This window comes from Capnocytophaga sp. oral taxon 338 str. F0234, assembly GCF_000192225.1.
In the GTDB taxonomy this organism is placed as follows: Bacteria; Bacteroidota; Bacteroidia; order Flavobacteriales; family Flavobacteriaceae; genus Capnocytophaga.
The window spans coordinates 1,273,193-1,297,647 of the sequence record NZ_GL872413.1 but is presented as its reverse complement, the minus strand read 5'-3'; the positions used below and the strand labels follow the sequence as shown (position 1 = coordinate 1,297,647).

Below are 24,455 nucleotides of genomic sequence, written 5' to 3'. Positions count from 1 at the left end.
AAAATGATAAAATATTTATATAAAGAATTTGAATAAAAGAAAAATGTAGTATATTTGTTGCGATTTTCCAATATAAAAATAAGTCTATATGATAAAAAAACTAATTATATTAATCTCACTCATAGTAACTTATCCCTGTTTTTCACAAAATGAAAGTGCTTATCAAGAAGGGGAATACCTCAAGTTCCGTGTGCGTTATGGTATTTTTAATGCCAGCTATGCTTCTCTTGTATTAAAAAATAAAACTTACGAAGGAAAGACCGTATACCATGCTTTAGGAAAAGGAGAAACTACTGGTTTGGCAAAGCTATTTTTTAAAGTAAATGATACTTATGAGAGCTACTTTGACAAGGTTACAAATAAACCCTATTTCTTCAATAGAAATATATACGAGGGAGGATATACGAAAAAACTTAATTTCTTTTTTAACTTTGCAAACAATAATGTACACATCAAAAATTTGGAGAATAACCAAGAAAAAAATATGCCCATTCAACCAGAAATAAAAGATGTGATCTCTGCTTTATATTATCTACGTAATAACCCTAAAATGAATACATTGAATATAAATGATGAAGTAAGTATGGACATGATTTTTGATGATGATGAAGTATTCAAATTCCGTTTGAAATTTTTAGGAAGAGAAAAGGTAGACACTCCTTTAGGGAAGATTGATACTCTCATCTTCAGACCATTAGTGCAAGATGGACGTGTATTCAAGGAGCAAGAAAGTCTTACATTATGGATTAGTGATGACCTTAACAAAATCCCTGTAAAAATAAAGGCTAGCCTTCGAGTAGGTTCTTTAGTAGGGGAAATTATTAGTTTTAATGGGTTAAAGAATCCTACTGTATTAAAGAATAAATAGTTATGGAAAAAGATTTAAGTAACTTACGCCTTGTATATTCACAAGGAGAACTTCTAGAAAAGGACTTGAAGGAGAATCCAATGGAACAATTTCAACAATGGTTTTTTCAGACTCAACAATCCAATACCGAGCGGGAGCCTAATGCAATGTCTGTTTCTACTATAGGGCTTGATGGGTTCCCGAAAACACGTATAGTATTGTTAAAAAAGTATACTGATGAAGGATTCATCTTTTACACTAATTACAATAGTGAAAAAGGGAAAGCTATCATCGCCAATCCTAATATCTGCTTATCCTTTTTCTGGCCTGTGTTAGAACGACAAATTATAATCAAAGGAGTAGCCGAAAAACTCGCTGAAAACCTTTCTAATGGTTATTTTGAATCTCGTCCCAGAGGAAGTCAATTAGGTTCTATTATTTCTGCACAAAGTGAAGTAATCCCCTCTCGTGAATATTTGCAAGAAAAACTTAATTCTTTAGAAAAGGAAATGGAAGGAAAACCTTTAAAACGTCCTACTCATTGGGGAGGTTTCCTAGTCAGACCCATATCCTTAGAATTTTGGCAAGGGCGTCCTAACAGATTACATGATCGCGTACGTTATACTCTTGAGGAAGACTATGATTGGAAAATAGAACGTTTAAGCCCTTAAAAAGTGTTAAACGAAATAGAATTAAGTAAAGAATCTAAAAAAATTATCAACAATATAGGTGTTTTTTTTCACATGTAATAAAAAATGTGTACTTTTGTGCCGAAAATTAAAAATCTCTAATAGATATTGACCTATGAAAAATTTAGATACTTATATAGAGGATTTATTATTCAAGCACCAATGTGTAATTATTCCTGAATTTGGTGCTTTTGTTTCCAATAGAAAAGCTGCTGAATTGGCGGCAGATAAGTCTTTTTCACCTCCTCAAAAAGAACTTACTTTCAATTCTCGCCTCACCTATAATGATGGTTTGGTAGCCAAGCATATTTCTGAGGTTGAACGCTCCTCCTATGAAGAAGCTCAGGAATATATAAAATCTGTCGTAAATCGATGGAAACAAGAACTTAGCTTAGGAAAAGAAATTCGTTTAGCTAATATAGGAAAATTCACCAAAGGAACTGATAACAATATTATTTTTACTTCTTTATCTAAAGAAAATTATCTTACAGATTCTTTTGGAATGTCCAATGTAACTACCAAAGAAATCAACAAAAGTGAATCAGGAGTTGAAGTAGCTAATCCCTTATATTCGAATGAACAAAATAACAAACCTGGATTAGTAGAAAATCCAAGTGTTACCCCTCAAGAAGCAGCAGCAGGGAAGCCCAAACCTAAAATGCCAATTTCTATAAAGTATGCTGCAGTCACTATTGTTGGGCTTTCTGCCATAGGATACGCCGCCTATTCAATTCTCACAACTCAAGAGAATCCTACAATAGTAGAAGTACAACCAGATCAAGCCAAAGTAGATGAACTTGTAAATCAGGAAATAGCAAAAGCAACTTACTTACCTGATGTACAACTAACCCCCACTACTGTAAAAGTAGTCAAAGACCCTGCTTTAGTAAAAAAGCGTAAGGAAGAGCTTAAAAAAGCTGAGAAAGAAGCTAAAGAAGCTGAGAGACGAGCCGCCATTGCTGCTCAGCAACAAACAAAGCAAACCAATAATACAAGCACTACGACCGTTTCTCATACAGATACCTCTAATAGTTCAAAAATCTCAGGAAATTTCTTCTTAATCGCAGGAGCCTTTAGCTCAGAAGCTAATGCTCATAATCGCATTAAACAACTTAAGAATGAGGGATATAGCACAGCAGGAATGGTAGGTCAGAATGAAAAAGGATATTACTTAGTAGCCTACAAAGGCTTCTCTTCAAGAGCACAAGCTGAAAGTTATATGCCTGAGATAAAGAATAAAGGCTTAAGTACTTGGATTTATCCTCCAGCAAAGTAAGCACTTGACTATGGTGAAAGGCTGTTCAAAAAATTAAAAAACCTCCTTTTCTAAAGGTACAAGGGAGAACGAGCATGTATAAGATTCAAGATGGCTTTCTAAAAAATGCTGTATATTAATACTTGCTTATGAAACTCCCTCCTTGAGAGAAGAATTCTTAAGATAATAAAAGAGAAAATGGTTAATAGTTATATTTTTGAACAGCCTTTTTTGTATTCATACATTTATATCTTTTTTATTATTTATATATATTGCTTTTTATGGAAAACTATGCAATGGTTGCGAAAACATTTTTCGGCTTTGAGGATATTTTAGAGGAAGAATTACGACAATTAGGAGCAATGAAAATAGAAAAGGGAATACGTAGTGTTTCTTTTTTAGGAGATAAGGGTTTTATGTATAAAGCAAATCTATGTTTACGTACTGCTCTGAAGATTCTCAAACCCATTCACTCTTTCTATGTTAGGAATGAAAAAGAATACTACCAAGCACTTTATGAATATCCTTGGGAGGGACTCTTTACTCCCTCACAAACTTTTGCTGTAGAAGTTACACTTGCTTCTGACTTATTCCATCATTCTCAATATATGACTCTTAGAGCCAAAGATGCTATTGTGGATAGGTTCCGTAACAAAACAGGAAAACGTCCTAATATAGATACATTACATCCTGATATACAGCTTTTTATTCATATTCAAAAAGAAAATAAAGTTATTGTATCTTTAGATACCTCTGGAGCTTCTTTGCATCATCGTGGTTACCGTACACAAACAAATATAGCTCCTATTAACGAGGTACTTGCGGCAGGTATTCTTCTCTTGAGTGGTTGGCAGGGGCAATGTGATTTTCTTGACCCTATGTGTGGTAGTGGTACTTTCCTAACAGAAGGTGCTATGATTGCTTGTAATATTCCTGCCAATCTTCATCGTAAAGAATTCGCTTTTGAGAAATGGGAAGACTATGATGTAGATTTGTTTGAAACTATTTTTGATAGTTGCCTAAATAAAGCAAAAGAATTCCCTTATCAGATTATGGGTTATGATAAAGCTCCTTCTGCAGTGAATAAAGCTAAAGAGAATGTGAAAAATGCACGACTTTCGGACTATATTGCTATAGAACAACATGATTTCTTCAAAACACAGAAACAGACAGAAAGACCTCTCTTTATGGCTTTTAATCCTCCTTACGGAGAACGCTTAGAAGTAGATGCTCCTACTTTTTATAAGCAAATTGGAGATACTCTTAAGCAACAGTATCCCAATACCCAGACATGGTTCATTACCTCCAATTTGGAAGCCCTAAAATGGGTAGGCTTACGGCCATCTCACAAAATAAAACTATTCAATGGAAAATTAGAAAGCCGATTAGTAAACTATAACATATATGAAGGAAGTAAAAAACAGAAGAAAAATTCATAAATTATAGAATTACATAGTCATTTTTGCTAAGTAATTATAATCCTCTCCTTCTTGTATAAGTTCACAATTAAGACCGTTATTACTAGCTGCTCTCTGTAAAGTATTATAATCTATAAAAAGCCAAGGAAAAGATTCCTTTTGTCCTTTATAATAGATAGTATAAATAAGTTCGCCATAATAATCAACTTCCTCATCCATAGGGATAATGTAACTACCATCTTCATCCTGGTCAAACATATAAATAATATCTGTAGATGTAGTAAGGATTTGTCCTCCTTCAGTAAGAAGTGATTTTAATTTTTGTAAGTATATATCTATCAAAGAAAGTCGCTTACAAATGCCTATACCATTCATGAGAAGGAGGATAGTATCAAATTTCCCTTGATAATCCAATATATCTCCTACAACTGTTCTCTTCACACCTCTTAACTTACAAGCTTCAATTGCTGAGGGAGATATATCCAATGCTACTGCTTCTAATCCTTGTTTTTGTAAGTATAATACATGAGAGCCCACTCCTGCCCCTACATCCAATACACGACCTTTAGCTAAAGTAAGTGCTTCTTGTTCTAAAGGAATCATCTGAGAGAAAGAGCGAAAGAAATGTGATCTAAAAAGATACTCACTTGCAGAAATATTAGTCTCCACACGTACATCACTTTCACGATCATTAAGCTGATAATCCAACAGAGATCTTCCTAATAGGTCTTTCATAAAATAAAGTTATTATACAAACTAATATTATTACTAATAATAAAGTTATAAAAGTTATGATTAGCTTTCTTCTTATTTTCTTCTCTTAAAGAATAATTTTTCAATAAAGTGCACCAATTCTCCAAAGTTACCTACAGGTTTATCCTCATTAACAAGTATTGTAAGATAAATACCCAAAGGTAATAAGAAAAATGTAGGTATCCAGGGGGCTATATAAGGATTGATATTACCATTAGTCGCCATATTTTTGGTAAGCAGTCCTGAAAAATAATAAGTAAGAAATAGTCCTATAGCAACCACCAAAGGCATTCCTATACCTCCCTTCCGAATAATTGCACCTAAAGGTGCTGCTACAAAGAAAAGCACAAAACAGGTAATTGCCAAAGCAATTTTATCACTAAAAGTAAGACGATATATATTAATCAACTTCTGTTGATATTCCACATTATCCTTATTATTATCCAAATTATTAATAAGGGAATTAATGTTATCTTTTGCAAGGTTATATACTTGTGAAAGTTTATCCTGCTCTTTATATTTTTCTAAGACAAGGCTCATCTCTCTTATGGAGCCTATCGGAGGAACTTTTGATACTTCGTCTTCCTCTTGTTCTAACAGATAAGGCATCCCTGTTCGTCTATAGAAATTATCTCCAAAATCTTTAGCTTCTTGTTTATAATTTGTAACAATAGAGTCCAATGCATGAGAAAGTTGATTTATATTCATTGTTTTGTAATAATCTCTTTCACCACTTTCATCATAACTAACTTCTGTATTAAGAGAACTAATATCAATATTAAGGGTATGTACCTGGAACTTTGCCTTTACAAAAGGAAAGGTAATATCACTATTCGCACTCTTAACATCTTCGTAATAAGTACCATCCTTTAAAATAAGTTGGAGCACATTAGAGCCTTTTTTATGTCCTGAAAGCTCTCCCTCTTTGGCTTTAATAACAGTACGACTAAGTCCATCTACCCCTAATTTATGTATCACAATATCATGAAGGAATTCTCCGTTTTCACCTGTTTTCTTTTCCACCTTAATAGAGAAATCCTGTACGTTATTGAATATGCCCTGACTAATAGCCAGCGATGGTTGCTTGTTCTTAATACTATCACGCAAAGCTACCGCTTTACGATTTGACCAAGGTTGCAAATTATTAAAAGTGAAAAATACCCCAATACTAAGCAAAAGCATGAAAAGAATAAGAGTACGAGTTCCCTTAAGTAAAGAAACACCTGAGGCTTTCATTGCTGCAAGCTCATAACTCTCACCAAAAGCACCTAAGGTCATAATGGAAGAGAGCACTACTGTAAGAGGAAGAATAAGAGGTATTAAGTTAGGAAGCATCAACGCTACAAACTTTATAATGATAAATATACTAAGTCCCTTCCCTGCTAACTCATCTATATAAAGCCAAATAGTTTGAAAAATAAATATCAGTATAATTATCAAAAAGGAACTAACAAAATTAAATATAAAGCGTGATAATATATAACGATCTAATATCTTCATAAAAAATATGCAAAGCAATCAAAGTGGCAAAGTTATAAAAAAAGGCGCAATTAATTGCGCCTTTACATAAAATTATTTATTAATGTAATAGCCTTGCTTTTTATACTTATCCTCATTGAAAACAAATTCATTTCCGCTTAGGGGCTGATTTGTTTTAAACTCATTAATTGTAATGGTTGTTTTTGCTTCATTTTTGCCCACCTGTATAAGGTTATAGATATGCTTAGTGGTAGTATCTATCCCTAGAAGAATAAGCTTGATATCAGAAGATTGTTTGATTGGTTTAAGTTCTATATACTGAATTTTTCTTCCTTTCACTTGTTGGACAATATCCCATTTGTAAGAAAAGTCTTTCTTATAGAAAGTAAGCATTTGGGATGGCATGATCATCTGCTCATCTTTATTATTAGCAGTCTCTATAGTAACCTCTTCGTTTTCAGGGATGATAGTATATATCTTTTTCCCATCAAAAAGTTTAGTAACCCCCATATAATTAAGCAGATATTTCTCACCACTTAAGGTTACATTACCCCGAGTATCCTGCTTAATATGTTCTTTTGAATTTTCAAAAGAATAGCGAAAATCAATATAAATATTTTTATAAGAAGACACCTTTTTATATACCTCATCTAACAGAGCCTTAGCCCTATTAGCATTTTGTGCTTGAGAAAAAGAAGTAACAAGTACAAAAAATAATATAAAACATTTTTTCATCATTTCCTTATTTATAAACAGCATTGGGTTATAGCAATAATTATGCCAAATTCTTGTTTAAAAAAATATATAGGTAATTTTTGTTAGCTAAAAAAATAGTTGTACTTTTGGCGCAAAATCTGGAAATTATCATTTAAAAATGAGAGCTTTATTTAAGAAGGAAATTCGTTATTTTTTCACCTCCACTATAGGATATGTCGTCATAGGTGCTTTCATACTTTTCAATAGTCTATTCTTATGGGTATTATCAGGAGATTATAATATCTTTGAAAGTGGTTTTGCCTCATTACAACCTTTCTTTTTGCTTTCTGCGTGGATTTTTGTCTTTCTTATTCCAGCACTCACTATGCGCATTATCTCTGAGGAGAAGCGCAATGGCATGCTCCCCTTGCTCTTTACTCGCCCTATCTCTATTTGGAAAATCGTTCTTGCTAAATATTTTTCAGTATTTGTATTTGTATGTATTCTTTTATGTTTTTCAGGTATATACATATATATAGTCTGGCAACTGGGGAATCCTAAGGGGAATATGGATATAGCCAGTACGATTGGGTCTTATATTGCTTTATTACTCTTAGATTCTACGTTTATAGCTGTAGGAATTGCCGCTTCTGCTATAAGCCAGAATCAAATCATTGCTTTTATTATCGCTACCTTCTTGAACTTCTTCTTTTTCTTTGGATTGGATGAACTTATAGGTATATTTACAGAAAATACTCTTTTCTCTTTTGGCTTTAAAACACATTTTGAAGATATAAGTAGGGGAGTCATTGATTCACGAAATATAATCTATTTTCTCTGTATTAGTTTCTTTTTCTTATACTTAACACAACTATCTTTACAATTAGAAAAAAAATGAAAAATATAAAACCTCACTTTATTTCCCTATTTTTAGTTATCATTAGCTTAGTAGTTATTTTAGGTATTAGCAGGGTTTTCTACCAACGATTTGACCTTACTTATGATAAGCGCTATACTCTCTCCCCTACTACCTTACAAGTACTCTCAAAAATAAAAGAGCCTTTGGTGATAAAAGTATTACTCAAAGGAAATATTCCTGCTGAGTACAAGCGTTTACAGATAGAAACACTTCAGTTACTAGAGGAATATAAAGCAAAGAACCAATATATTCGCTTCGAATTCATTAATCCTTTAGAAGGTAAAAAACCTGAAGATGAAATACAAAAACTTAGTTATGAAGGACTCACTCCCCTTATGATCACCTCTATGACAGAAGGTAAAACCTCTGAAGAATACCTATTTCCCTGGGCAATAATTACCAAAGGAGAAAAACAAGAGAAAGTCTCTTTACTTCGGAATAAGTTAGGAGCTACTAATCAAGAAAAAATACAGTTTTCTGTACAGAACTTAGAGTATGCCTTCTCTGACGCCTTATACAAGTTATTATTAGAAAAAGATAAAAAAATAGCAGTCCTCAAAAGTAATGGTACCCTTGCTGATATCCAAATTGCAGATTTCTTACGCTCAGAACAGGCATACTACCATATTGCTCCTTTTACATTGGATTCTGTAGCTACTTCTCCTGAGAGGACACTTAAGCAACTTTCAGAATTTCAGTTATGTATCATAGCAAAACCTACAGAAAGATTCACCGATAAACAAAAACAAGTTCTTGACCAATACATTATGAACGGAGGACGAGTATTGTGGTTATTAGATCCTGTAGCCGTTTCCTTAGAAGATATGTTTCACCAACAAGGTCATACTATGGCTATGCCTCTTGATTTGAACTTAGGAGACATGCTTTTCAAGTATGGCGTACGTCTGAACTATGACTTACTTAATGATTGGTATTTTACTCAAATTATGGTAGCTCAAGGTAGTGGAAGCCAAACACAATACACTCCTATCCCTTGGGTATACTCACCTATGATTCTTTCTTCTAATAATCACTTAATAAACAAAAACCTAGATGGAATTCGATTACAATTTGTCAGTAGTATTGATACCTTGAGTAATGGAATCAAGAAACAGATACTTCTCACATCCTCTCCTATCTCCAAGCAAGAAGGAACCCCAAGAGAAATTATTCTTGAATTCCCTGAAAAGACAATGGAAGGTTACGAAAAAGGTAATTTTCCTGTAGCAGTACTCTTAGAGGGTACTTTTTCTTCTGTCTATAAAAATAGAGTGAAACCTATTTCTCAAATAAAAGACAAAGACCTAAGTACTCCTACCAAGATGATAGTAATCTCTGATGGTGATATCATTAGAAATGATATTGTTCAAGGAGAACCTATCGAACTGGGCTATGATAAATGGACGAACCAATTCTTTGACAACAAAATTTTCCTTCAAAATTGTGTAAATTACCTCCTTGATGATACTTCCTTTTTACAACTAAGAAATAAAAAAGTTTCTTTAGCTTTCTTAGACAAAAAGAAATTGGAAAAAGAGTCAAATTATTGGAAATCAATATCACTTATAATCCCCTTAACTTTTCTTCTATTCATAGGTTTAATTAGTAAGTTCTGGTATAAGAAACGATTTTCTTAATTTTTAGTGAAAAATTTTATAGTTCCCTTTTTTTGAAATATCTTTGCATTTATTTTTACTAACGCAAACAAACGTCATGAGATTTATTGTATCAAGTTCGTATTTGTTGAAAAAACTTCAAATTATAGGTGGAGTTATCAACACCAATAATACTATGCCTATCTTAGAGAATTTTCTATTTGAATTATCCGGAAATAAGCTAGTGGTTTCTGCTTCTGACTTAGAAACAACTATCAAAGGAGTCATTGAGGTGGAAAGTTCTGATACTGTAAGTATTGCTGTTCCTTATAAAATTCTAATTGAGACTCTTAAAACATTTACCGAACAAGCACTTACTTTTATTATTAATGATAATAATACTGTTGATATCGTTTCCAATAATGGGAAATACACTTTAGCTTATTTAGATAGTGCAGAATTTCCTACTATAGTAGAAATAGAAAATGCTAATCATGTAAGTCTTATGGGAGACATCTTAGCTACTGCCATACAAAGTACCCTTTTTGCTACAGGAAATGATGATCTGCGTCCTATTATGAATGGTGTTTTCTTTAACCTTACAGAGGATGCCCTTATCTTTGCAGCTACCGATGCTCACAAATTAGTAAAATATGAACGACAGGATATAAAATCTGAATACCCTGCTTCTTTTGTTATTCCTAAGAAACCTCTTAACCTTCTCAAAGGTATTTTAGCAGGAAGTGAAAGTGAAGTTACCATTGAGTACAATGAAAGTAATGCTAAATTTTCCTTCGATCAATTAGATTATGTATGTCGCCTCATTGATGGTAACTATCCTAATTATGAGGCTGTGATTCCTAAGGAAAATCCAAATAAACTAATTGTGAACCGTAATCTCTTGATGAACTCTACCAAACGTATTTCTAACTTTGCTAGCAAATCCACTCATCAAATGCGTGTAAAAATAGTGGGAAACTCCTTACAAATCTTTGCTGAAGACATAGAATATAATAATCGTGCTAATGAAACTATTCCTTGTAATTATGAAGGTGATGATATGGAAATTGGTTTTAACTCAAAATTCTTTATAGAAATGCTCAGTAACCTCTCCTCCGATGAGGTGCTCTTGGAAATGTCCTACTCCAATCGCCCAGGAATCCTTACTCCTGCCGATGGACTGGATGAAGGAGAGAAAGTGTATATGCTTGTAATGCCCACAATGCTTTCCAACTCATAAACATGGTTATTAATTTGAAATTCCACTTTTTTAAAAGCTGTCTTTAATAAGATGGCTTTTTTAATACATATATGTTCAAATTAAGTAATACACTTTCTATATCAATATATCTTAAGTCAATAACTTCTTTTTGCAATTTTTATAAATTTTGTCTATTACAAAGAATATTTCAGTAATTTTGTCTGTTAATTATATAGAGGATATTTTTTAGTTAAACTATTGATTTACAAATAGATAAGTTACTAAGAATATTTCTTTTCTCAAAAGTTTTTCTTACATAGAACCCTTGTTAATATTATCCTATGAAAATATACAAATTTGGAGGCGCCTCCGTAAAAGATGCCAATAGCGTACGCAATGTAGTGTCTATCTTAAAGAAAGACAACCAAAAGAATATTCTTATTGTTGTCTCTGCTATGGGAAAAACAACCAATGCTCTAGAAAAGGTTGTAAATAGTTACTTCAATGATAAATCTTCCTTAGAAGAGAATCTGCAGAAAGTAAAAGATTTTCATTACCAAATTATCAATGAACTTTTTGAAAACAAAAATCATCCTGTATATTGGAAAATTGATGGTTTTTTTGGAGAAATTTCTTCTTTTTTAGAGAAGAACAAATCTCCAAAACATAGCTTCGTATATGATCAAATTGTTAGTTTTGGAGAACTTATCTCTACCAGTATTATTAGCCATTATTTAAATGACCAAGGAATTCGTAACACTTGGTTAGATGTACGCAATTTGTTAAAAACCAATAGTAATTATAGAGAAGCTGAAGTAGATTGGCAAGAAACACAGCGTAATATTTCTGATAATATCAACCCTTCTCTAATGTACATTACACAAGGATTTATAGGAAGTGATCCCAATTTTTTTACCACCACCTTAGGCCGAGAAGGCTCTGACTATTCTGCTGCTATTTTTGCCTATTGTTTGCAAGCGGAGAACGTCACTATTTGGAAAGATGTTGCAGGAGTACTCAATGCAGATCCTAGATATTTTTCACAAACACAATTACTTGAGAAGATTCCTTATCAGGAGGCTATTGAGCTTGCTTTTTATGGAGCTTCTGTAATTCACCCCAAAACTCTCCAACCCTTACAGAAAAAGGGAATTCCTCTGAATGTTCGTTCTTTCTTACAACCTGAAGCTTCAGGCAGTTCTGTTTGCAATACCAAGGAATTAATTCCTAAGATTTCATGCTATATTCGCAAGCAAAACCAACATCTTCTTTCTCTTTCTTCTTTAGATTTTTCTTTTATTGCTGAGGAAAATATTAGTTTTATTTTCAATCTTTTAGCTACTTATCAGATAAAGGTAAGTTTATTACAAAATTCTGCTATTAGCTTTAATCTTTGTATAGAAGACAAATTCAATAATCTTCCCTTTCTACTTGAAAATCTGCGAGAAAAATTCAAAGTGAGCTGTATTGAAAATGTTATTTTGTATACAATTCGTCATGCTAAAGAAAGTGATTTTGACTTTCTAAAAGAAGACAAAGAAATCCTCTTAGAACAATTTTCATTAGATACTTTACAGAAAATAGTACGTGAATAAGTAAATAAAATAGTTGAAAAACTATAAAATAATGTTAATTTCTTAGATTTACCATTATTTTTCGGTTTTTATTTTTTCAAATCAAAAAAAGGTCGTAAATTAGCACCTTGAAATAAAAAGAAGATTTTACAATGGTTGAAGGAGAAAAACTCATTCCTATTAATATTGAAGACCAGATGAAGAGTGCCTACATTGATTATTCAATGTCGGTAATTGTTTCACGTGCTTTACCTGATGTGCGAGATGGATTAAAACCTGTACATCGCCGTGTCCTTTTTGGTATGCACGAGTTGGGGGTTCGTAGTAATACTCCTTATAAGAAATCTGCCCGTATTGTAGGGGAGGTATTAGGTAAATATCACCCTCATGGAGATTCCTCTGTATATGATACTATGGTGCGCATGGCTCAGGACTGGAATATGCGTTACATGCTTGTAGATGGGCAGGGAAACTTTGGTTCTATTGATGGAGATTCTCCTGCTGCTATGCGTTATACGGAGGCGAGAATGCGTAGAATGGCGGAAGATATGCTCATTGATATTGAGAAAGAAACTGTTGATCACAGGCTTAACTTTGATGATACTTTGGAGGAGCCTACCGTTCTTCCTACACGTATTCCTAACTTACTTGTTAATGGGGCTGCAGGGATTGCTGTAGGAATGGCTACGAATATGCCTCCTCATAACCTCTCTGAAGTTGTAGATGGGATAGTTGCTTACCTTGAGAATCAAAATATCACGATAGATGAGCTCATTGAATATATCAAAGCCCCTGACTTTCCTACAGGAGGTACTATCTATGGTTATGATGGAGTAAGAGAAGCGTTCAAGACAGGACGTGGACGAATCATCATTCGTGGAAAAGCCCACTTTGAAGAGGTGGATAATCGCGATTGTATCATTGTTACAGAAATTCCCTATCAGGTAAATAAAGCCTTGATGGTAAAGCAAACTGCTGACCTTGTCAAAGAAGGAAAATTGGATGGCATAGCCGATGTATTTGATGAAACAGGCAAAGGAGGGATGCGAATTGTATATGTCCTTAAAAAAGATGCTATACCTAACGTAGTATTAAATAACCTATTCAAGCACACCCCCTTACAATCCTCTTTCAGTGTTAATAATATTGCGTTAGTTAATGGGCGCCCTGAACAGCTGAACCTTAAGGATCTAATATATCATTTTGTAGAACACCGTCATGATGTAGTATATAGGCGAACCGAATATGAACTAAAGAAAGCTAAGGAAAAAGCTCATATCTTGGAGGGTTATATGAAAGTTATTGCCACCCAAGACACATTGGATAGAGCTATTTACATTATTCGCCATTCAGATAATCCCCAAATAGCTAAAGAAGAACTCATCAAAGAATTCGAACTTTCTGAAATTCAATCGCAAGCAATATTAGACCTTCGATTAGCTCGCCTCACAGGAATGGAACTTAACAAAATTCGTGAGGAATATGAACAGATTATGGCGCTAATTATGGATTTAGAAGATATCCTGGCTCATAAAGAACGTCGTACTGAAATTATAAAAAATGAGCTTATAGAAGTGAAAGCCAAATATGGAGATGATCGCCGCTCTATTATTGAATATTCAGGAGGAGATATTTCTATGGAAGATATTATTCCTAATGAACAAGTGGTTATTACTATTTCCAACGCAGGATATATTAAGCGAACTCCCGTTAATGAATATAAAACACAAGCCCGTGGGGGGGTCGGTCAAAAGGCGTCCGCCACTCGTGATAAGGACTTTATAGAATATCTGTTTGTAGGTACTAACCACCAATATATGCTTTTCTTTACTGAAAAAGGTAAATGTTTCTGGCTCAGGGTATATGAAATTCCTGAAGGAGGAAGAAATACTAAGGGAAGAGCCATCCAAAACCTTATCAATATTGATTCCGAAGATAATGTAAAAGCATTCATCTGTACACAGGACTTAAAAGACCAAGAATATATCAATAGCCATTATGTAATTATGGCTACCAAAAAAGGTATCATCAAAAAAACTGCTTTAGAGCAATATTCCCGTCCTCGCCAAAATGGTATTGTTGCCATCACTATCAAGGAAGATGACGAATTACTGGAAGCACGCCTTACGACAGGAAGTAGTCAAGTAATGATGGCTGTGAAATCAGGTAAGGCTATTCGATTCCCAGAGGAAAAGGTTCGTTCTGTAGGGCGAAGTGGATCAGGAGTGCGAGGAATCTCTTTTGATGATGAAAAGAATGACGAAGTAATTGGTATGATTACCATTGAAAATCCAAAAGAGGAAACTGTACTGGTAGTCTCTGAAAATGGATATGGAAAGCGTACTTTTATAGATGACCCTGAAACAGGAGAAGCTGTATATCGTATTACCAACCGAGGTGGAAAAGGAGTAAAAACTATTTCCATTACTGAGAAAACAGGAAAGCTTGTGGCTATTAAAAGTGTTTCTCAGGAAGATGATCTAATGATTATTAACAAATCAGGAATGGCTATTCGTATGTCTGTAGAAGCTCTTCGGGTTATGGGACGTGCCACACAAGGTGTCAGACTCATCAATATCAAGGAAAATGACTCAATTGCTGCAGTAGCTAAAGTAATGAAAGAAGATGATAATGAAATAGACAGCGGTGAGGAGAAAACTATTTCTAATGAATAAATAATTATAAGTTTAATATAAAAATTAAGTTACAATGAGAAAAAGTGTTTTATTAATAGCAACTCTTGCACTTTCTGCTGTTTCTTTTGCTCAAAAAAAAGAATTAAAAGAGATTAAAAGAGCCATTGACAGGAACAATCTTTCCCAAGCTCAAGAACTATTAGAAGGAGTGAAGAGTGCTGCATTATCCGATAGAAAGTTTTCAGCTGAATATTACTTTTTAAAAGGAGAGATTGCCTTAAGAAAAGCTATTGCAGGAAAGGATGTGATGAACTCTTTAACTGAAGCGTCCACTTCCTTAGCTGAAGCTAAAAAAGCAGGAGGTAAAATATCTACGGAGGTAGAAAATCTCAAAGCAGATGTAGCTAAGCTCGCCGTAGATAAGGGTCAAGCTTTCTATCAAAAAAATGATTTCAAAAATGCAGCTATTGCTTTTGAACAGGTTTATCGTTTCAGTCCTAAGGATACCTTATTCTTATATAATGCCGCTGTCTCCGCCAGCCAAGCCAAAGAAAATGATCTAGCATTAAAGTATTTCTTAGAATTGAAGAATTTAAAGTATGATGGATCTGAAATCCTATATGCTGCTAAAAATAAAGAAACTGGGCTCATAGAAAAATCTGCTGATAAGAATACTCGTGACATGAAGATGAAAACAGGTAATTATAGCGACCCTACTCAAGAGAGAACCCCTTCCAAAAAAGCAGAAATTATACAGGCTATTGCTTATATTTATGTAGCACAAGGAAACAAAGAGGAGGCAATTAAAGCTTTTGAATATGCTCGTAAGCATTATCCTAAAAATGCAAACCTTATTATGCAGGAGGCTAATGTATATTACCAATTGGGGGATATGAATAAGTTTGAAGCTCTTATGAAAGAAGCCACTGAACTCCAGCCTGATAATGCTGATGCTCAATATAATATTGGGGTAATGAACCTTCAACAGGGTAAAAATGAGGAAGCAAGAAAGTATTTCCAAAAAGCACTAAAAATAGCTCCTGACAATGCAAACGCAGCCTTAAATTATGCCATTAGCTATACCAATGAGGGAAATGCTCTTGTAGAACAAATGAATGCTTTGGGAAACACTGCTGAAGACATTAAGCAATATGATGAGCTTAAGAATCAAAAGGATAATCTGTTTAGAAAAGCAACCGATGTATTGAATGATTATATAAAGAATAATGCCAAAAAACCTAATCACGATGTTCTAGAACAACTCAAAAACATCTATATGGCTTTGAATGATATGGATAATTACAAGAGGATTAAAACATTACTTGAAAAAAATAAATAGACATTTTCTACAAAAGAGAGAGGCTACCCGAAAAGGGTAGCCTCTCTCTTTTACACTAAACTCACTAAAAATCTACTTATCAGACCATTAAGTAGGCTTCTCCGTTTCTTACTTTAGCTGCAAAATATTCTATACTGTGCTTTTCTAATTCTTCTAAAAATCGTACTTTAAAAGGTTTTACTGCATAATGCATTGGACAAGGAATCTCCTCAGAACACGACCTTATTCCTAAAAGACAAACAGCAAATTTATCACTACCATCTATATAATGAACTATACTCGCTAAAGGAGCTTTTGCTTTTTCTTCCGTTAAATAGAATCCCCCTCCTGGTCCTTTTGTTGAACAAATAGCTTCTTTCTTTGCTAAAACCTGTAGAATCTTAGCTAAAAAAGCAGTGGGAATCTGTAATGTCTCTGCTATCTCCTTTACTCCTTTCTTATTATTTACCGATGAATTGATAGCCAGATATAACACGGCATTAATTGCATATTTACTTGAATTTGATAACATACTCTACTGCTTTATAATTAAACTTCCTTAAAAATTAATTTTCTTATTCTGTTACTACAGTGTAAGCATCTCCACCATTGGTATTTTCAATAACAGAAATAAGATTTTTTATAGAAAGTTTATGACTATCATAAGAGATAACAGCTGCTTTTGTATCAAAATTCACCTCAGCCTCCTTTACTCCTTGCGTATTTTTAAGATTTTTCTCTATCATGGCAGCACATCCATGAGGACATTTCATACCCTCTATTTTGAGAGTTATTTGTTCTGTTTGTAAAGCAGTAGTCCCTTCCTCTTTAGAAACTTTTTCTTTCTGCTTGGATTCAGGTGCACTTGAATTAGCACAATTACTTAGAAAAAAAGAGAAGACAACTATTAAAACAATCTTTTTCATATAATTAATGATTAGTATATATTACAATTAGTTAGAAAATCAACACAAAAAGCCCTTCACATGGAAGAGCATTTAATATTTTTTTAAATCTATCATTAGAAGAATAATCTCCTCCTTACAGTTTGTTGTTCTTCTGCTGAAGGTACATAACTGTCCTCTACAGCTTTGAAGAATTTTTCATGTAACATTTTTGTAATGGCAATATTGTATTTTGTTCCATCAAGAATCAAATGTACCAAGAACTGGCGATTTTTAGAGGAAAATAACACATGTAACTGTTCTTTAAGGGCAATTTCAATACGTTCAATATTTTTATCATTAAGCCCTTCTACATATCCTAATGCTTTAGTGGCTTGTCTTAAAATTTCTACTTGGAAAGCACTGGACAAGCGATTATCAACATTAGAAGCTGCCTCATACGCAATAGTATTACCATCATTTGTACTTACCACAGTGATAGAAATAAAACCAGGCACCTCCTGGTGCATAGCTTTTACATAAGTTTCAAATAGATTTGTATCCATAAAATTACTCTTTTACTTGTTTAAATTTTGCACAAAGGTATAAACTTTTTTCTTATTTGAAAATAAAATACTACTTTTTTTATTTTTTTTCTAAATTTATTTTCTTAGGTACCCAATCTTATTTTTATCAAAAGAAAAGGCAACTCTTAATAATTACTAATTAATAGTTAATAAACAAACATTTTTCTCTTCTAAAATACTAATTACACATAATTTTTGTTAACGTATTTACAACTATTTTTTAAAAGCTTTCTTATTAAAAATTATCAACAATCCCACAGCTATACTAATAGAAGCATCGGCAATATTAAAAACAGGATCAAAAAATGTAAATCTACTTCCTCCATAATAAGGTACCCATTCCGGAAGGGTGGTATCTATCAGAGGAAAATAAAGCATATCCACTACTTTACCATGAAAAAGTGTCCCATAAGGATGGTTACTCATGAAAGTAGCTACATTATTCACACTACTATCAAAAATCACTCCATAAAGTATAGAATCAATAATATTTCCCAAAGCTCCAGCAAAAATAAGAGCAATGGAAATAATTAAAATCTTAGGAGCTTTCCTCTTTACTGAATCCCATAACCAATAACCAATCCCCATGATTGCTATGATTCTAAAAATAGTCAGAATAAGTTTACCATACATTCCTGGTATCTTAACTCCCCATGCTGCTCCTGGATTTTCAATGAAACGTATATGGAACCAATCGAATACATGGATAGACTGATCTATCATGAAATGGGTTTTTATATATATCTTACTGACTTGGTCTAACAATAATACCAAGAATATTATAAGGCTAGCATGTGATAATTTCATAATTAAATAAAAGACAAGGTAAAAAAATTATAGCTAATTACATTATACTATCCACTCACCCAAATGGAGTACAAAGATACAACTTTTTAATGATTAGTGCTCAATAATTAGTGATAATTTTTAGAAAATTATTTAAAGATAAAAATCAGGAAGTTCTTTAAGGAATATATACGCTTTCTTTTCACCATTTATTTGATAAAAAATGTGTTTCAATCCATTGGTTATCATCAAATTTTCCGCTTTCAGTGTCATATTATAGCGAGCTATTTGATCAAATACCTCTTGAGTTATCTCCATATGTGGTGCCTTACATTCCACCACCAAGAAAATGCTACCATCAGAGCGATAAAGAACTATATCATACCGTTTAATAAGATGATTAACTTGTATTCTTCTCTCTACATTCATTAAGGATTTTGGGTATTTCTTCTCTTCTAAGAGAAAATGTATAACATGTTGCCTAACCCACTCCTCTGGAGTGAGCACCACAAATTTTTTTCGGATAACATCAAAAATATATGATTTATTTTCATTACTTTTGAACCGAAATTCATATATTGGAAAATTCAATGCTTGCATAGGTGCAAATATACAAAAAAGAAGCTTACAAAAATAACATGAACGAAGTAGAAAAAATCTTAGCCGAACTGAAAAAAAATAATTATAGTCCTATTTATTATCTCTCAGGAGAAGTACCTTATTTCATTGATCTTATCAGTAATTATATTGAAGAGAATGTACTTTCTGAAGAGGAAAAGGCTTTCAACCAACAGGTTATTTATGGAAAGGATATCACTATAGATTCACTTATCCACTATGCAAGAGAGTATCCCATGATGGCACAAAGAAGAGTAATCATTGTTAAAGAAGCACAGGAACTTAGCCGTACCATTGCACAACTACTCCCTTATGTAGAAAATCCTTCTCCGACAACTCTCTTGGTACTATGTTACAAATATGGAAAAATAGATGGAAAGACCAAATTAGCTAAAGAACTTAAAAAGTATGTCTATTTTGAAGGTAAAAAACTATATGAAAATGATACAGCAAAATGGATTAGTAGCTATTTAAAGGAAAGTGGATATACTATTACCCAAATAGCCAGCCAACTACTCATTAGCTTCTTGGGGACAGATCTGAGTCGTATTGCCAATGAACTGAATAAACTAAAAATAATCCTTACCAAAGGTACTGAAATTACCCCTGCTCATATAGAGCAGAACATAGGTATTAGTAAGGATTTCAATGTATATGAACTACAAAATGCCATCGGACAAAAGGATATTCCCAAAGCCATACAAATTATTAAATACTTTAATGAAAATCAAAAGGATAATCCCATAGCTATGATTACAGAAAATCTATACAGATACTTCAGAAACCTATTTATCTACTCTAGTTCTACTGGAAAATCCGATGCAGAATTGGCAAGAGAAATGGGAATAAATCCCTATTTTTTGAAAGATTACAGGCTTGCTGCTGCCAAATATCCCTTGAGAAAAATCAGTTTTTGTATGGAGGTTATTAAAGAAGCTGACCTTAAAAGCAAAGGTGTGGAAAGTGGTTCTATCTCCTTCTATGATATTCTTAAGGAACTTATGGTGAAAATACTTAACTGATAATACCAACAAAGTTAATCATTGGGTGATTTGTCTTTACTCTCTGCCCTTTATTTGATTAAAAAGTTGCACTACCTCACTATAAGAGACTGTTTTATTCTTAAAGTATGTTATGATTTGCTGCTTTTCCTCTGAAGTAGCGCCTAATTGGTTAAGGATGTTTGCTAAGTGCATTTTCATGTGTCCCTTTTGAATACCATGAGTAATTAAGGAACTCACTGCTGCAAAGTTCTGTGCTAATCCCACACAAGCAATAATTTTCATAAGTGTTTCTGCTGAAGGATTTTCAAGAATTTTCATAGCTGTCCTAACCATAGGGTGGAGCTTGGTTAGTCCTCCTACTGTACCTATAGCTAGAGGAATTTCTATACTAAAATGAAAAATATCATCCTTGATACAGGCTTGAGTAAGACTCTTATATCTACCGTCTTTAGTAGCATAAGCGTGAGCTGCAGCCTCCACTGCGCGAAAATCATTTCCGGTAGCAATAACTACAGCATCTATTCCATTCATAACACCCTTATTATGAGTAACTGCCCTATATACATCGGCATTGGCTATAGCTATAGCGCGAACAAAATCAGTGGCAAAAGTAACACCTTCTATATCCTCAAATGACATCTGGGAAACAGGAGTTGATACCTCTGCTTTCACTAAGCATTGAGGAGTATAGTTGGAGAGGATGCTCATAAGCACTTCTAAGGAGCCTTTGGTCAAGCGAGCTATTGACTCTCTTTCTATCGTTTTGGTCATCTGTTCCAGACATGAATTGATAAAGTTAGCTCCCATAGCATCCCCTGTGAGAAAAGTAACAAATACTTGATAGTAATGTTCTAAGGAATCTGTCATATCCTTAAGCATAATGGAAGAAATTCCTCCTCCTCTCCTTCGCATATTTTCAGTAAGTGGCTGGGTCTCTTTATATAACAAGGGCTCTATCTGGCTAAAGAACTGAAATAACTCTTGTTTATTACCATCAAAAAATAAGTGTATATGCCCCACTTTTTCCATGCTACGTACCCGACAATGGAAGCCTCCATGCTGCGACCAGAATTTAGCAGCTTTACTTACTGCTGCCACTACAGAACTTTCCTCCAATACCATGGGAACTGTATAACAATGGTCGTCAATAAAGAAATTCGGAGCTACTGCTAAGGGTAGCACATAGTTTCCTATTGTATTTTCTATGAAATCATCATGTAGCTTCTGTAACTTATCATCAGACAAATCATAGATAGAGAATACTTCTTCCGGAAAATATTGGAAAAGATAGTTCTGGTAGATCCATTGTCGTTTTTGTTTCTTAGTAAGTTTTGAGAAACCGTTAATCATTTTTATTAGATTAGATTAGATAAAATTAAAAAATACACTTTGATTGTCTGAGACACACTACAATCAAAGTGTATTTCTTCAATCAATTATTTATTCTGCATAAAAACGCATTGTCCTTTCTATAGCACGAGTACATACAGGACAAAATTCATTGCTCTGTATGGACTTCATTCTACAATCCTGCATAGGGCTATACATCCCCTTAGAGAGATATCCCCCTCCTTCAAAAGCGCCTACCTTGTCTTTGTATTTCTCCGTACGTGGAGTAGGGATTGGTGTTTTTTTATCTACTAGATCCTTCCATTTACTTTGGAAGTTCACTAAGGTAGTAATATTTGCTTCCCAAGGTTCTATTTTTAGATTGTAACGACTTCCCATTCCCTCTTCATAATAATATTCATCTGCCAAACCTACTAATCCATGACCAAACTCATGTACAAAAGTCTTTTCGGCATATTTGTTATCTGATACATTCAGATTTATTAAATTATAAAAGGCTCCTCCTCCATATTCTTTTGTATTGACAATTACAAATAACTGGTCATAAGGCACTCCACTGGCAACATCTGCCACCTTAAATAAGGAGGGGCAGGTTAGGTATCTGTCCAAGCCAAAGGAATAAAAATGAGAATCAAATAACGTATTCTTATAATTGGTTGGGCTTCCCTCCATATCTGTCCCACTTTCCTGAGAAGGACTTAATATAGCATAAATATTAAAATTTTTCTTATACTTATCATATGGAGCAATAGAGAAAAGATAATCAAAAAGTCTTTTTGCATCTGAAAGGAACTTATCCATCTCTGCTTGAGTATATCCTTCGGGAAGTACAGCAATATCCAATTTCTTTTCATAACTTCCATTCTCAAGAATAGTTTTGATGGGATACTGAGGTGGAGTATCCTTTATAATTCTATAGTCAGTAGGATCTATTTTCGTTTGGAAAATAGTCTGAAAGCTACCGTTTCTGAGCCTTCGATCAAAGGTTACCTCTACCACTTGTTTAGGAAAAGGTACTTGGCAGGGAATTTCAAAGAATTCTACTTTTTTATCATCTGTCTCCATACTTTGCCATTCTTCAAAGAGCGTAACCATTCCTTTGGAATAAAGTACTTTATGAGAGTCTTTCTCCTTCACTTGTACTCGATATTCTCCCTGATTAGGATGTATCAGATGTGTATGAGAACCGCCAAAAAGAGGTTCTTGCTTAAGCCCTTTAAGGGTGGCATTGATTGTATTTTTCGTTCCATAAAGGTAAAAATCCAATCGCAACGCCTCCTTTGTAAAATAAGTGTCATAGGACTGTGCCTGACTTACTCCTACGAATAATAAGGCTACAAGGGTGATAATTTTTTTCATTATGTAATAGAATTAATGTTACTCTCGCAAAATTACAATTTTTTTTGAAAATAAACAATCTTTTCTACGATTATATTATATTAATTATCGTTTTCCTATACATTTTCTTTAAAAAGTAAATTCCTTATATTCTTTTTTTAAATTGTATCCATTCAATATCCAATAAAAATAGGATTCATGTACAAAATAAAAACTTATTCTAAATCATATTGTTTTATTTTTCGGTAGAGCGTTCTTTCAGAAATACCTAGTTCCTTAGCAGCTTCCTTACGCTTACCACGATGCCGTTCTAATGCTTTCCTTATAAGTTCTACTTCCTTATCTTGCAGGGAAATAGGTTCTTCTTCTTGAATCTCTTCAGCAAAATCATAATGGCGATGCCCACGCACCAAAGGAGATTTTTCATGAGAGAGTAACATCATAGCTGGTTCGCTATTTGTATCAGAATAAGGGGTTCCCTGTGAGCCATACAGCTTGTGAATAAGTGTTTGATTTTCCTCCTGTACTTTAGGCGTATTACCTTCTTCAATAAGTTTAAAGGTAAGTTGCTTAAGGTCATTCAGATCATTACGCATATCAAAGAGTACCTTATAAAGAATTTCTCTCTCAGAGGCAAAATCACTTTCCGTTTTAGTTTGTGAAATCATAGCTGGCAAATTACTACCTCCTTCTTGAGGTAAATAGGAAAGAAGCGTTTCAGCAGAAATTTCTCTTTTTTGTTCTACCACGGAAATTTGTTCTGCAATATTCTTAAGCTGACGAATATTGCCAGGCCAGCGATAACGAATAAGTTCTTTTACAGCTTCTTCAGAGAGTTGTATAGTAGGCATTCGGTACTTCTGTGCAAAATCCGAAGCAAACTTTCTAAATAATAGATGTATATCCTCCTTTCTATCTCTTAACGGTGGCAAGAAAATTTCTACTGTATTAAGTCTATAATATAAGTCTTCACGAAAGCGCCCTTTCTTGAGAGCTTCTTGCATTTTTACATTCGTTGCTGCCACAATACGCACATCGGTTTTTCGAGGAGTAGAGTCTCCCACACGGATGAACTCTCCATTCTCCAACACCCGCAAGAGTCGTACCTGTGCTGAAAGAGGGAGCTCCCCTACTTCATCCAAGAAAATAGTGCCTCCATTGGCTTCCTCAAAATACCCTTTTTTATCCTCTTTCCCTGCATGAGTAAAACTTCCAGCCTTAAAACCAAATAACTCAGAATCAATAGTTCCTTCTGGAATAGCTCCACAGTTAATAGCTATGTACTTGCCATGTTTTCTGCTGGAGAGGGTATGTATAATATGTGCAAATGCCTCCTTTCCTACTCCACTCTCACCTGTTATCAGTACAGAAACATCGGTGGGAGCTATACGGACTGCCTTTTCTATAGCAAGATTTAGTTTGGAGTCATTTCCTATAATTCCAAAACGTTGTTTTACAGATTGAATGTCCATTCTATGGATTTTCCTTGATTAAATATAAAAACTTTG

At 33.8% G+C, this 24,455-nt stretch carries 22 protein-coding genes; 11 read left to right on the top strand and 11 right to left on the bottom strand.

Annotated elements, in window-relative coordinates:
• Positions 1-88: 88 nt before the first annotated feature.
• The 4 genes from HMPREF9071_RS05930 to HMPREF9071_RS05915 all read left to right on the top strand — a co-directional run bounded on the left by HMPREF9071_RS05930 (position 89) and on the right by HMPREF9071_RS05915 (position 4,230).
• Positions 89-868: a DUF3108 domain-containing protein gene (locus tag HMPREF9071_RS05930; protein ID WP_009745688.1), complete on the top strand. Its 780-nt coding sequence runs from the start codon at positions 89-91 to the stop codon at positions 866-868.
• A 2-nt stretch (positions 869-870) separates the two neighbouring features.
• Positions 871-1,518, top strand: coding sequence for a pyridoxamine 5'-phosphate oxidase (pdxH, locus tag HMPREF9071_RS05925; RefSeq protein WP_009745687.1), 648 nt, complete (start codon positions 871-873; stop codon positions 1,516-1,518).
• A gap of 133 nt (positions 1,519-1,651) precedes the next feature.
• A complete protein-coding gene (locus HMPREF9071_RS05920) occupies positions 1,652-2,812 on the top strand; it encodes an SPOR domain-containing protein (RefSeq protein ID WP_009745686.1) in 1,161 nt (386 codons plus the stop codon).
• A 260-nt stretch (positions 2,813-3,072) separates the two neighbouring features.
• Entirely contained in the window at positions 3,073-4,230 is a 1,158-nt protein-coding gene (locus HMPREF9071_RS05915) for a class I SAM-dependent RNA methyltransferase (RefSeq protein WP_009745685.1), read from the top strand.
• A gap of 9 nt (positions 4,231-4,239) precedes the next feature.
• On the opposite strand, the gene HMPREF9071_RS05910 is transcribed toward HMPREF9071_RS05915, so the two are convergent.
• The 3 genes from HMPREF9071_RS05910 to HMPREF9071_RS05900 form a co-directional block, all read right to left on the bottom strand.
• Positions 4,240-4,944: a bifunctional 2-polyprenyl-6-hydroxyphenol methylase/3-demethylubiquinol 3-O-methyltransferase UbiG gene (locus tag HMPREF9071_RS05910; RefSeq protein ID WP_009745684.1), complete on the bottom strand. Its 705-nt coding sequence runs from the start codon at positions 4,942-4,944 to the stop codon at positions 4,240-4,242.
• A gap of 72 nt (positions 4,945-5,016) precedes the next feature.
• Positions 5,017-6,462 carry an LptF/LptG family permease gene (locus HMPREF9071_RS05905; protein WP_009745683.1) on the bottom strand — a complete coding sequence of 482 codons (1,446 nt, stop codon included), beginning with the start codon at positions 6,460-6,462 and terminating at the stop codon, positions 5,017-5,019.
• A 72-nt stretch (positions 6,463-6,534) separates the two neighbouring features.
• Complete coding sequence (locus HMPREF9071_RS05900) at positions 6,535-7,176, bottom strand: outer membrane lipoprotein carrier protein LolA (protein ID WP_040358364.1); 642 nt, start codon at positions 7,174-7,176, stop codon at positions 6,535-6,537.
• A gap of 139 nt (positions 7,177-7,315) precedes the next feature.
• Here HMPREF9071_RS05900 and HMPREF9071_RS05895 point away from each other — a divergent pair, with 139 nt between their 5' ends.
• From HMPREF9071_RS05895 to HMPREF9071_RS05870, 6 genes are all read left to right on the top strand, one after another.
• Entirely contained in the window at positions 7,316-8,035 is a 720-nt protein-coding gene (locus HMPREF9071_RS05895) for an ABC transporter permease (protein WP_009745681.1), read from the top strand.
• On the top strand, positions 8,032-9,693 hold the full coding sequence (gene gldG, locus HMPREF9071_RS05890) for a gliding motility-associated ABC transporter substrate-binding protein GldG (RefSeq protein WP_009745680.1): 1,662 nt from the start codon (positions 8,032-8,034) through the stop codon (positions 9,691-9,693). Before HMPREF9071_RS05895 ends, gldG begins: the two co-directional genes overlap by 4 nt.
• Before the next feature lie 76 nt (positions 9,694-9,769).
• Positions 9,770-10,891 carry a DNA polymerase III subunit beta gene (gene dnaN, locus HMPREF9071_RS05885; RefSeq protein WP_009745679.1) on the top strand — a complete coding sequence of 374 codons (1,122 nt, stop codon included), beginning with the start codon at positions 9,770-9,772 and terminating at the stop codon, positions 10,889-10,891.
• A 302-nt stretch (positions 10,892-11,193) separates the two neighbouring features.
• Positions 11,194-12,447: an aspartate kinase gene (locus HMPREF9071_RS05880; RefSeq protein WP_009745678.1), complete on the top strand. Its 1,254-nt coding sequence runs from the start codon at positions 11,194-11,196 to the stop codon at positions 12,445-12,447.
• A 131-nt stretch (positions 12,448-12,578) separates the two neighbouring features.
• Complete coding sequence (gyrA, locus tag HMPREF9071_RS05875) at positions 12,579-15,101, top strand: DNA gyrase subunit A (protein ID WP_009745677.1); 2,523 nt, start codon at positions 12,579-12,581, stop codon at positions 15,099-15,101.
• A 34-nt stretch (positions 15,102-15,135) separates the two neighbouring features.
• Entirely contained in the window at positions 15,136-16,401 is a 1,266-nt protein-coding gene (locus HMPREF9071_RS05870; protein WP_009745676.1) for a tetratricopeptide repeat protein, read from the top strand.
• A 79-nt stretch (positions 16,402-16,480) separates the two neighbouring features.
• Here HMPREF9071_RS05870 and HMPREF9071_RS05865 read toward each other — a convergent pair whose 3' ends face one another.
• The 5 genes from HMPREF9071_RS05865 to HMPREF9071_RS05845 all read right to left on the bottom strand — a co-directional run bounded on the left by HMPREF9071_RS05865 (position 16,481) and on the right by HMPREF9071_RS05845 (position 19,237).
• Positions 16,481-16,912 carry an Rrf2 family transcriptional regulator gene (locus HMPREF9071_RS05865; RefSeq protein ID WP_009745675.1) on the bottom strand — a complete coding sequence of 144 codons (432 nt, stop codon included), beginning with the start codon at positions 16,910-16,912 and terminating at the stop codon, positions 16,481-16,483.
• A gap of 43 nt (positions 16,913-16,955) precedes the next feature.
• Positions 16,956-17,306 (bottom strand): heavy-metal-associated domain-containing protein, encoded by a 351-nt coding sequence (locus HMPREF9071_RS05860; RefSeq protein WP_009745674.1) that lies wholly within the window; start codon positions 17,304-17,306, stop codon positions 16,956-16,958.
• Between the two features lie 95 nt (positions 17,307-17,401).
• On the bottom strand, positions 17,402-17,830 hold the full coding sequence (locus HMPREF9071_RS05855; RefSeq protein WP_009745673.1) for a hypothetical protein: 429 nt from the start codon (positions 17,828-17,830) through the stop codon (positions 17,402-17,404).
• 234 nt (positions 17,831-18,064) lie between these two features.
• On the bottom strand, positions 18,065-18,658 hold the full coding sequence (locus tag HMPREF9071_RS05850; RefSeq protein ID WP_009745672.1) for a lipoprotein signal peptidase: 594 nt from the start codon (positions 18,656-18,658) through the stop codon (positions 18,065-18,067).
• Between the two features lie 132 nt (positions 18,659-18,790).
• Complete coding sequence (locus HMPREF9071_RS05845; protein ID WP_009745671.1) at positions 18,791-19,237, bottom strand: type I restriction enzyme HsdR N-terminal domain-containing protein; 447 nt, start codon at positions 19,235-19,237, stop codon at positions 18,791-18,793.
• A gap of 38 nt (positions 19,238-19,275) precedes the next feature.
• Here HMPREF9071_RS05845 and holA point away from each other — a divergent pair, with 38 nt between their 5' ends.
• On the top strand, positions 19,276-20,277 hold the full coding sequence (gene holA, locus HMPREF9071_RS05840; RefSeq protein WP_040358362.1) for a DNA polymerase III subunit delta: 1,002 nt from the start codon (positions 19,276-19,278) through the stop codon (positions 20,275-20,277).
• A gap of 36 nt (positions 20,278-20,313) precedes the next feature.
• Here holA and HMPREF9071_RS05835 read toward each other — a convergent pair whose 3' ends face one another.
• The 3 genes from HMPREF9071_RS05835 to HMPREF9071_RS05825 form a co-directional block, all read right to left on the bottom strand.
• Positions 20,314-21,609 (bottom strand): hydroxymethylglutaryl-CoA reductase, degradative, encoded by a 1,296-nt coding sequence (locus tag HMPREF9071_RS05835; protein WP_009745669.1) that lies wholly within the window; start codon positions 21,607-21,609, stop codon positions 20,314-20,316.
• A 90-nt stretch (positions 21,610-21,699) separates the two neighbouring features.
• Positions 21,700-22,968, bottom strand: a complete 1,269-nt coding sequence (locus tag HMPREF9071_RS05830) for a M64 family metallopeptidase (protein WP_009745668.1) — start codon at positions 22,966-22,968, stop codon at positions 21,700-21,702.
• Between the two features lie 194 nt (positions 22,969-23,162).
• Positions 23,163-24,419 carry a sigma-54-dependent Fis family transcriptional regulator gene (locus tag HMPREF9071_RS05825; RefSeq protein ID WP_009745667.1) on the bottom strand — a complete coding sequence of 419 codons (1,257 nt, stop codon included), beginning with the start codon at positions 24,417-24,419 and terminating at the stop codon, positions 23,163-23,165.
• Positions 24,420-24,455: the final 36 nt, after the last annotated feature.

What these genes read in the sequence shown, in the direction of transcription:
- HMPREF9071_RS05930 (WP_009745688.1), top strand. Translation starts at nt 89, where the DNA reads ATGATAAAAAAACTAATTATATTAATCTCACTCATAGTAACTTATCCC.
- pdxH (WP_009745687.1), top strand. Translation starts at nt 871, where the DNA reads ATGGAAAAAGATTTAAGTAACTTACGCCTTGTATATTCACAAGGAGAA.
- HMPREF9071_RS05920 (WP_009745686.1), top strand. Translation starts at nt 1,652, where the DNA reads ATGAAAAATTTAGATACTTATATAGAGGATTTATTATTCAAGCACCAA.
- HMPREF9071_RS05915 (WP_009745685.1), top strand. Translation starts at nt 3,073, where the DNA reads ATGGAAAACTATGCAATGGTTGCGAAAACATTTTTCGGCTTTGAGGAT.
- HMPREF9071_RS05910 (WP_009745684.1), bottom strand. Translation starts at nt 4,944, where the DNA reads ATGAAAGACCTATTAGGAAGATCTCTGTTGGATTATCAGCTTAATGAT.
- HMPREF9071_RS05905 (WP_009745683.1), bottom strand. Translation starts at nt 6,462, where the DNA reads ATGAAGATATTAGATCGTTATATATTATCACGCTTTATATTTAATTTT.
- HMPREF9071_RS05900 (WP_040358364.1), bottom strand. Translation starts at nt 7,176, where the DNA reads ATGAAAAAATGTTTTATATTATTTTTTGTACTTGTTACTTCTTTTTCT.
- HMPREF9071_RS05895 (WP_009745681.1), top strand. Translation starts at nt 7,316, where the DNA reads ATGAGAGCTTTATTTAAGAAGGAAATTCGTTATTTTTTCACCTCCACT.
- gldG (WP_009745680.1), top strand. Translation starts at nt 8,032, where the DNA reads ATGAAAAATATAAAACCTCACTTTATTTCCCTATTTTTAGTTATCATT.
- dnaN (WP_009745679.1), top strand. Translation starts at nt 9,770, where the DNA reads ATGAGATTTATTGTATCAAGTTCGTATTTGTTGAAAAAACTTCAAATT.
- HMPREF9071_RS05880 (WP_009745678.1), top strand. Translation starts at nt 11,194, where the DNA reads ATGAAAATATACAAATTTGGAGGCGCCTCCGTAAAAGATGCCAATAGC.
- gyrA (WP_009745677.1), top strand. Translation starts at nt 12,579, where the DNA reads ATGGTTGAAGGAGAAAAACTCATTCCTATTAATATTGAAGACCAGATG.
- HMPREF9071_RS05870 (WP_009745676.1), top strand. Translation starts at nt 15,136, where the DNA reads ATGAGAAAAAGTGTTTTATTAATAGCAACTCTTGCACTTTCTGCTGTT.
- HMPREF9071_RS05865 (WP_009745675.1), bottom strand. Translation starts at nt 16,912, where the DNA reads ATGTTATCAAATTCAAGTAAATATGCAATTAATGCCGTGTTATATCTG.
- HMPREF9071_RS05860 (WP_009745674.1), bottom strand. Translation starts at nt 17,306, where the DNA reads ATGAAAAAGATTGTTTTAATAGTTGTCTTCTCTTTTTTTCTAAGTAAT.
- HMPREF9071_RS05855 (WP_009745673.1), bottom strand. Translation starts at nt 17,830, where the DNA reads ATGGATACAAATCTATTTGAAACTTATGTAAAAGCTATGCACCAGGAG.
- HMPREF9071_RS05850 (WP_009745672.1), bottom strand. Translation starts at nt 18,658, where the DNA reads ATGAAATTATCACATGCTAGCCTTATAATATTCTTGGTATTATTGTTA.
- HMPREF9071_RS05845 (WP_009745671.1), bottom strand. Translation starts at nt 19,237, where the DNA reads ATGCAAGCATTGAATTTTCCAATATATGAATTTCGGTTCAAAAGTAAT.
- holA (WP_040358362.1), top strand. Translation starts at nt 19,276, where the DNA reads ATGAACGAAGTAGAAAAAATCTTAGCCGAACTGAAAAAAAATAATTAT.
- HMPREF9071_RS05835 (WP_009745669.1), bottom strand. Translation starts at nt 21,609, where the DNA reads ATGATTAACGGTTTCTCAAAACTTACTAAGAAACAAAAACGACAATGG.
- HMPREF9071_RS05830 (WP_009745668.1), bottom strand. Translation starts at nt 22,968, where the DNA reads ATGAAAAAAATTATCACCCTTGTAGCCTTATTATTCGTAGGAGTAAGT.
- HMPREF9071_RS05825 (WP_009745667.1), bottom strand. Translation starts at nt 24,419, where the DNA reads ATGGACATTCAATCTGTAAAACAACGTTTTGGAATTATAGGAAATGAC.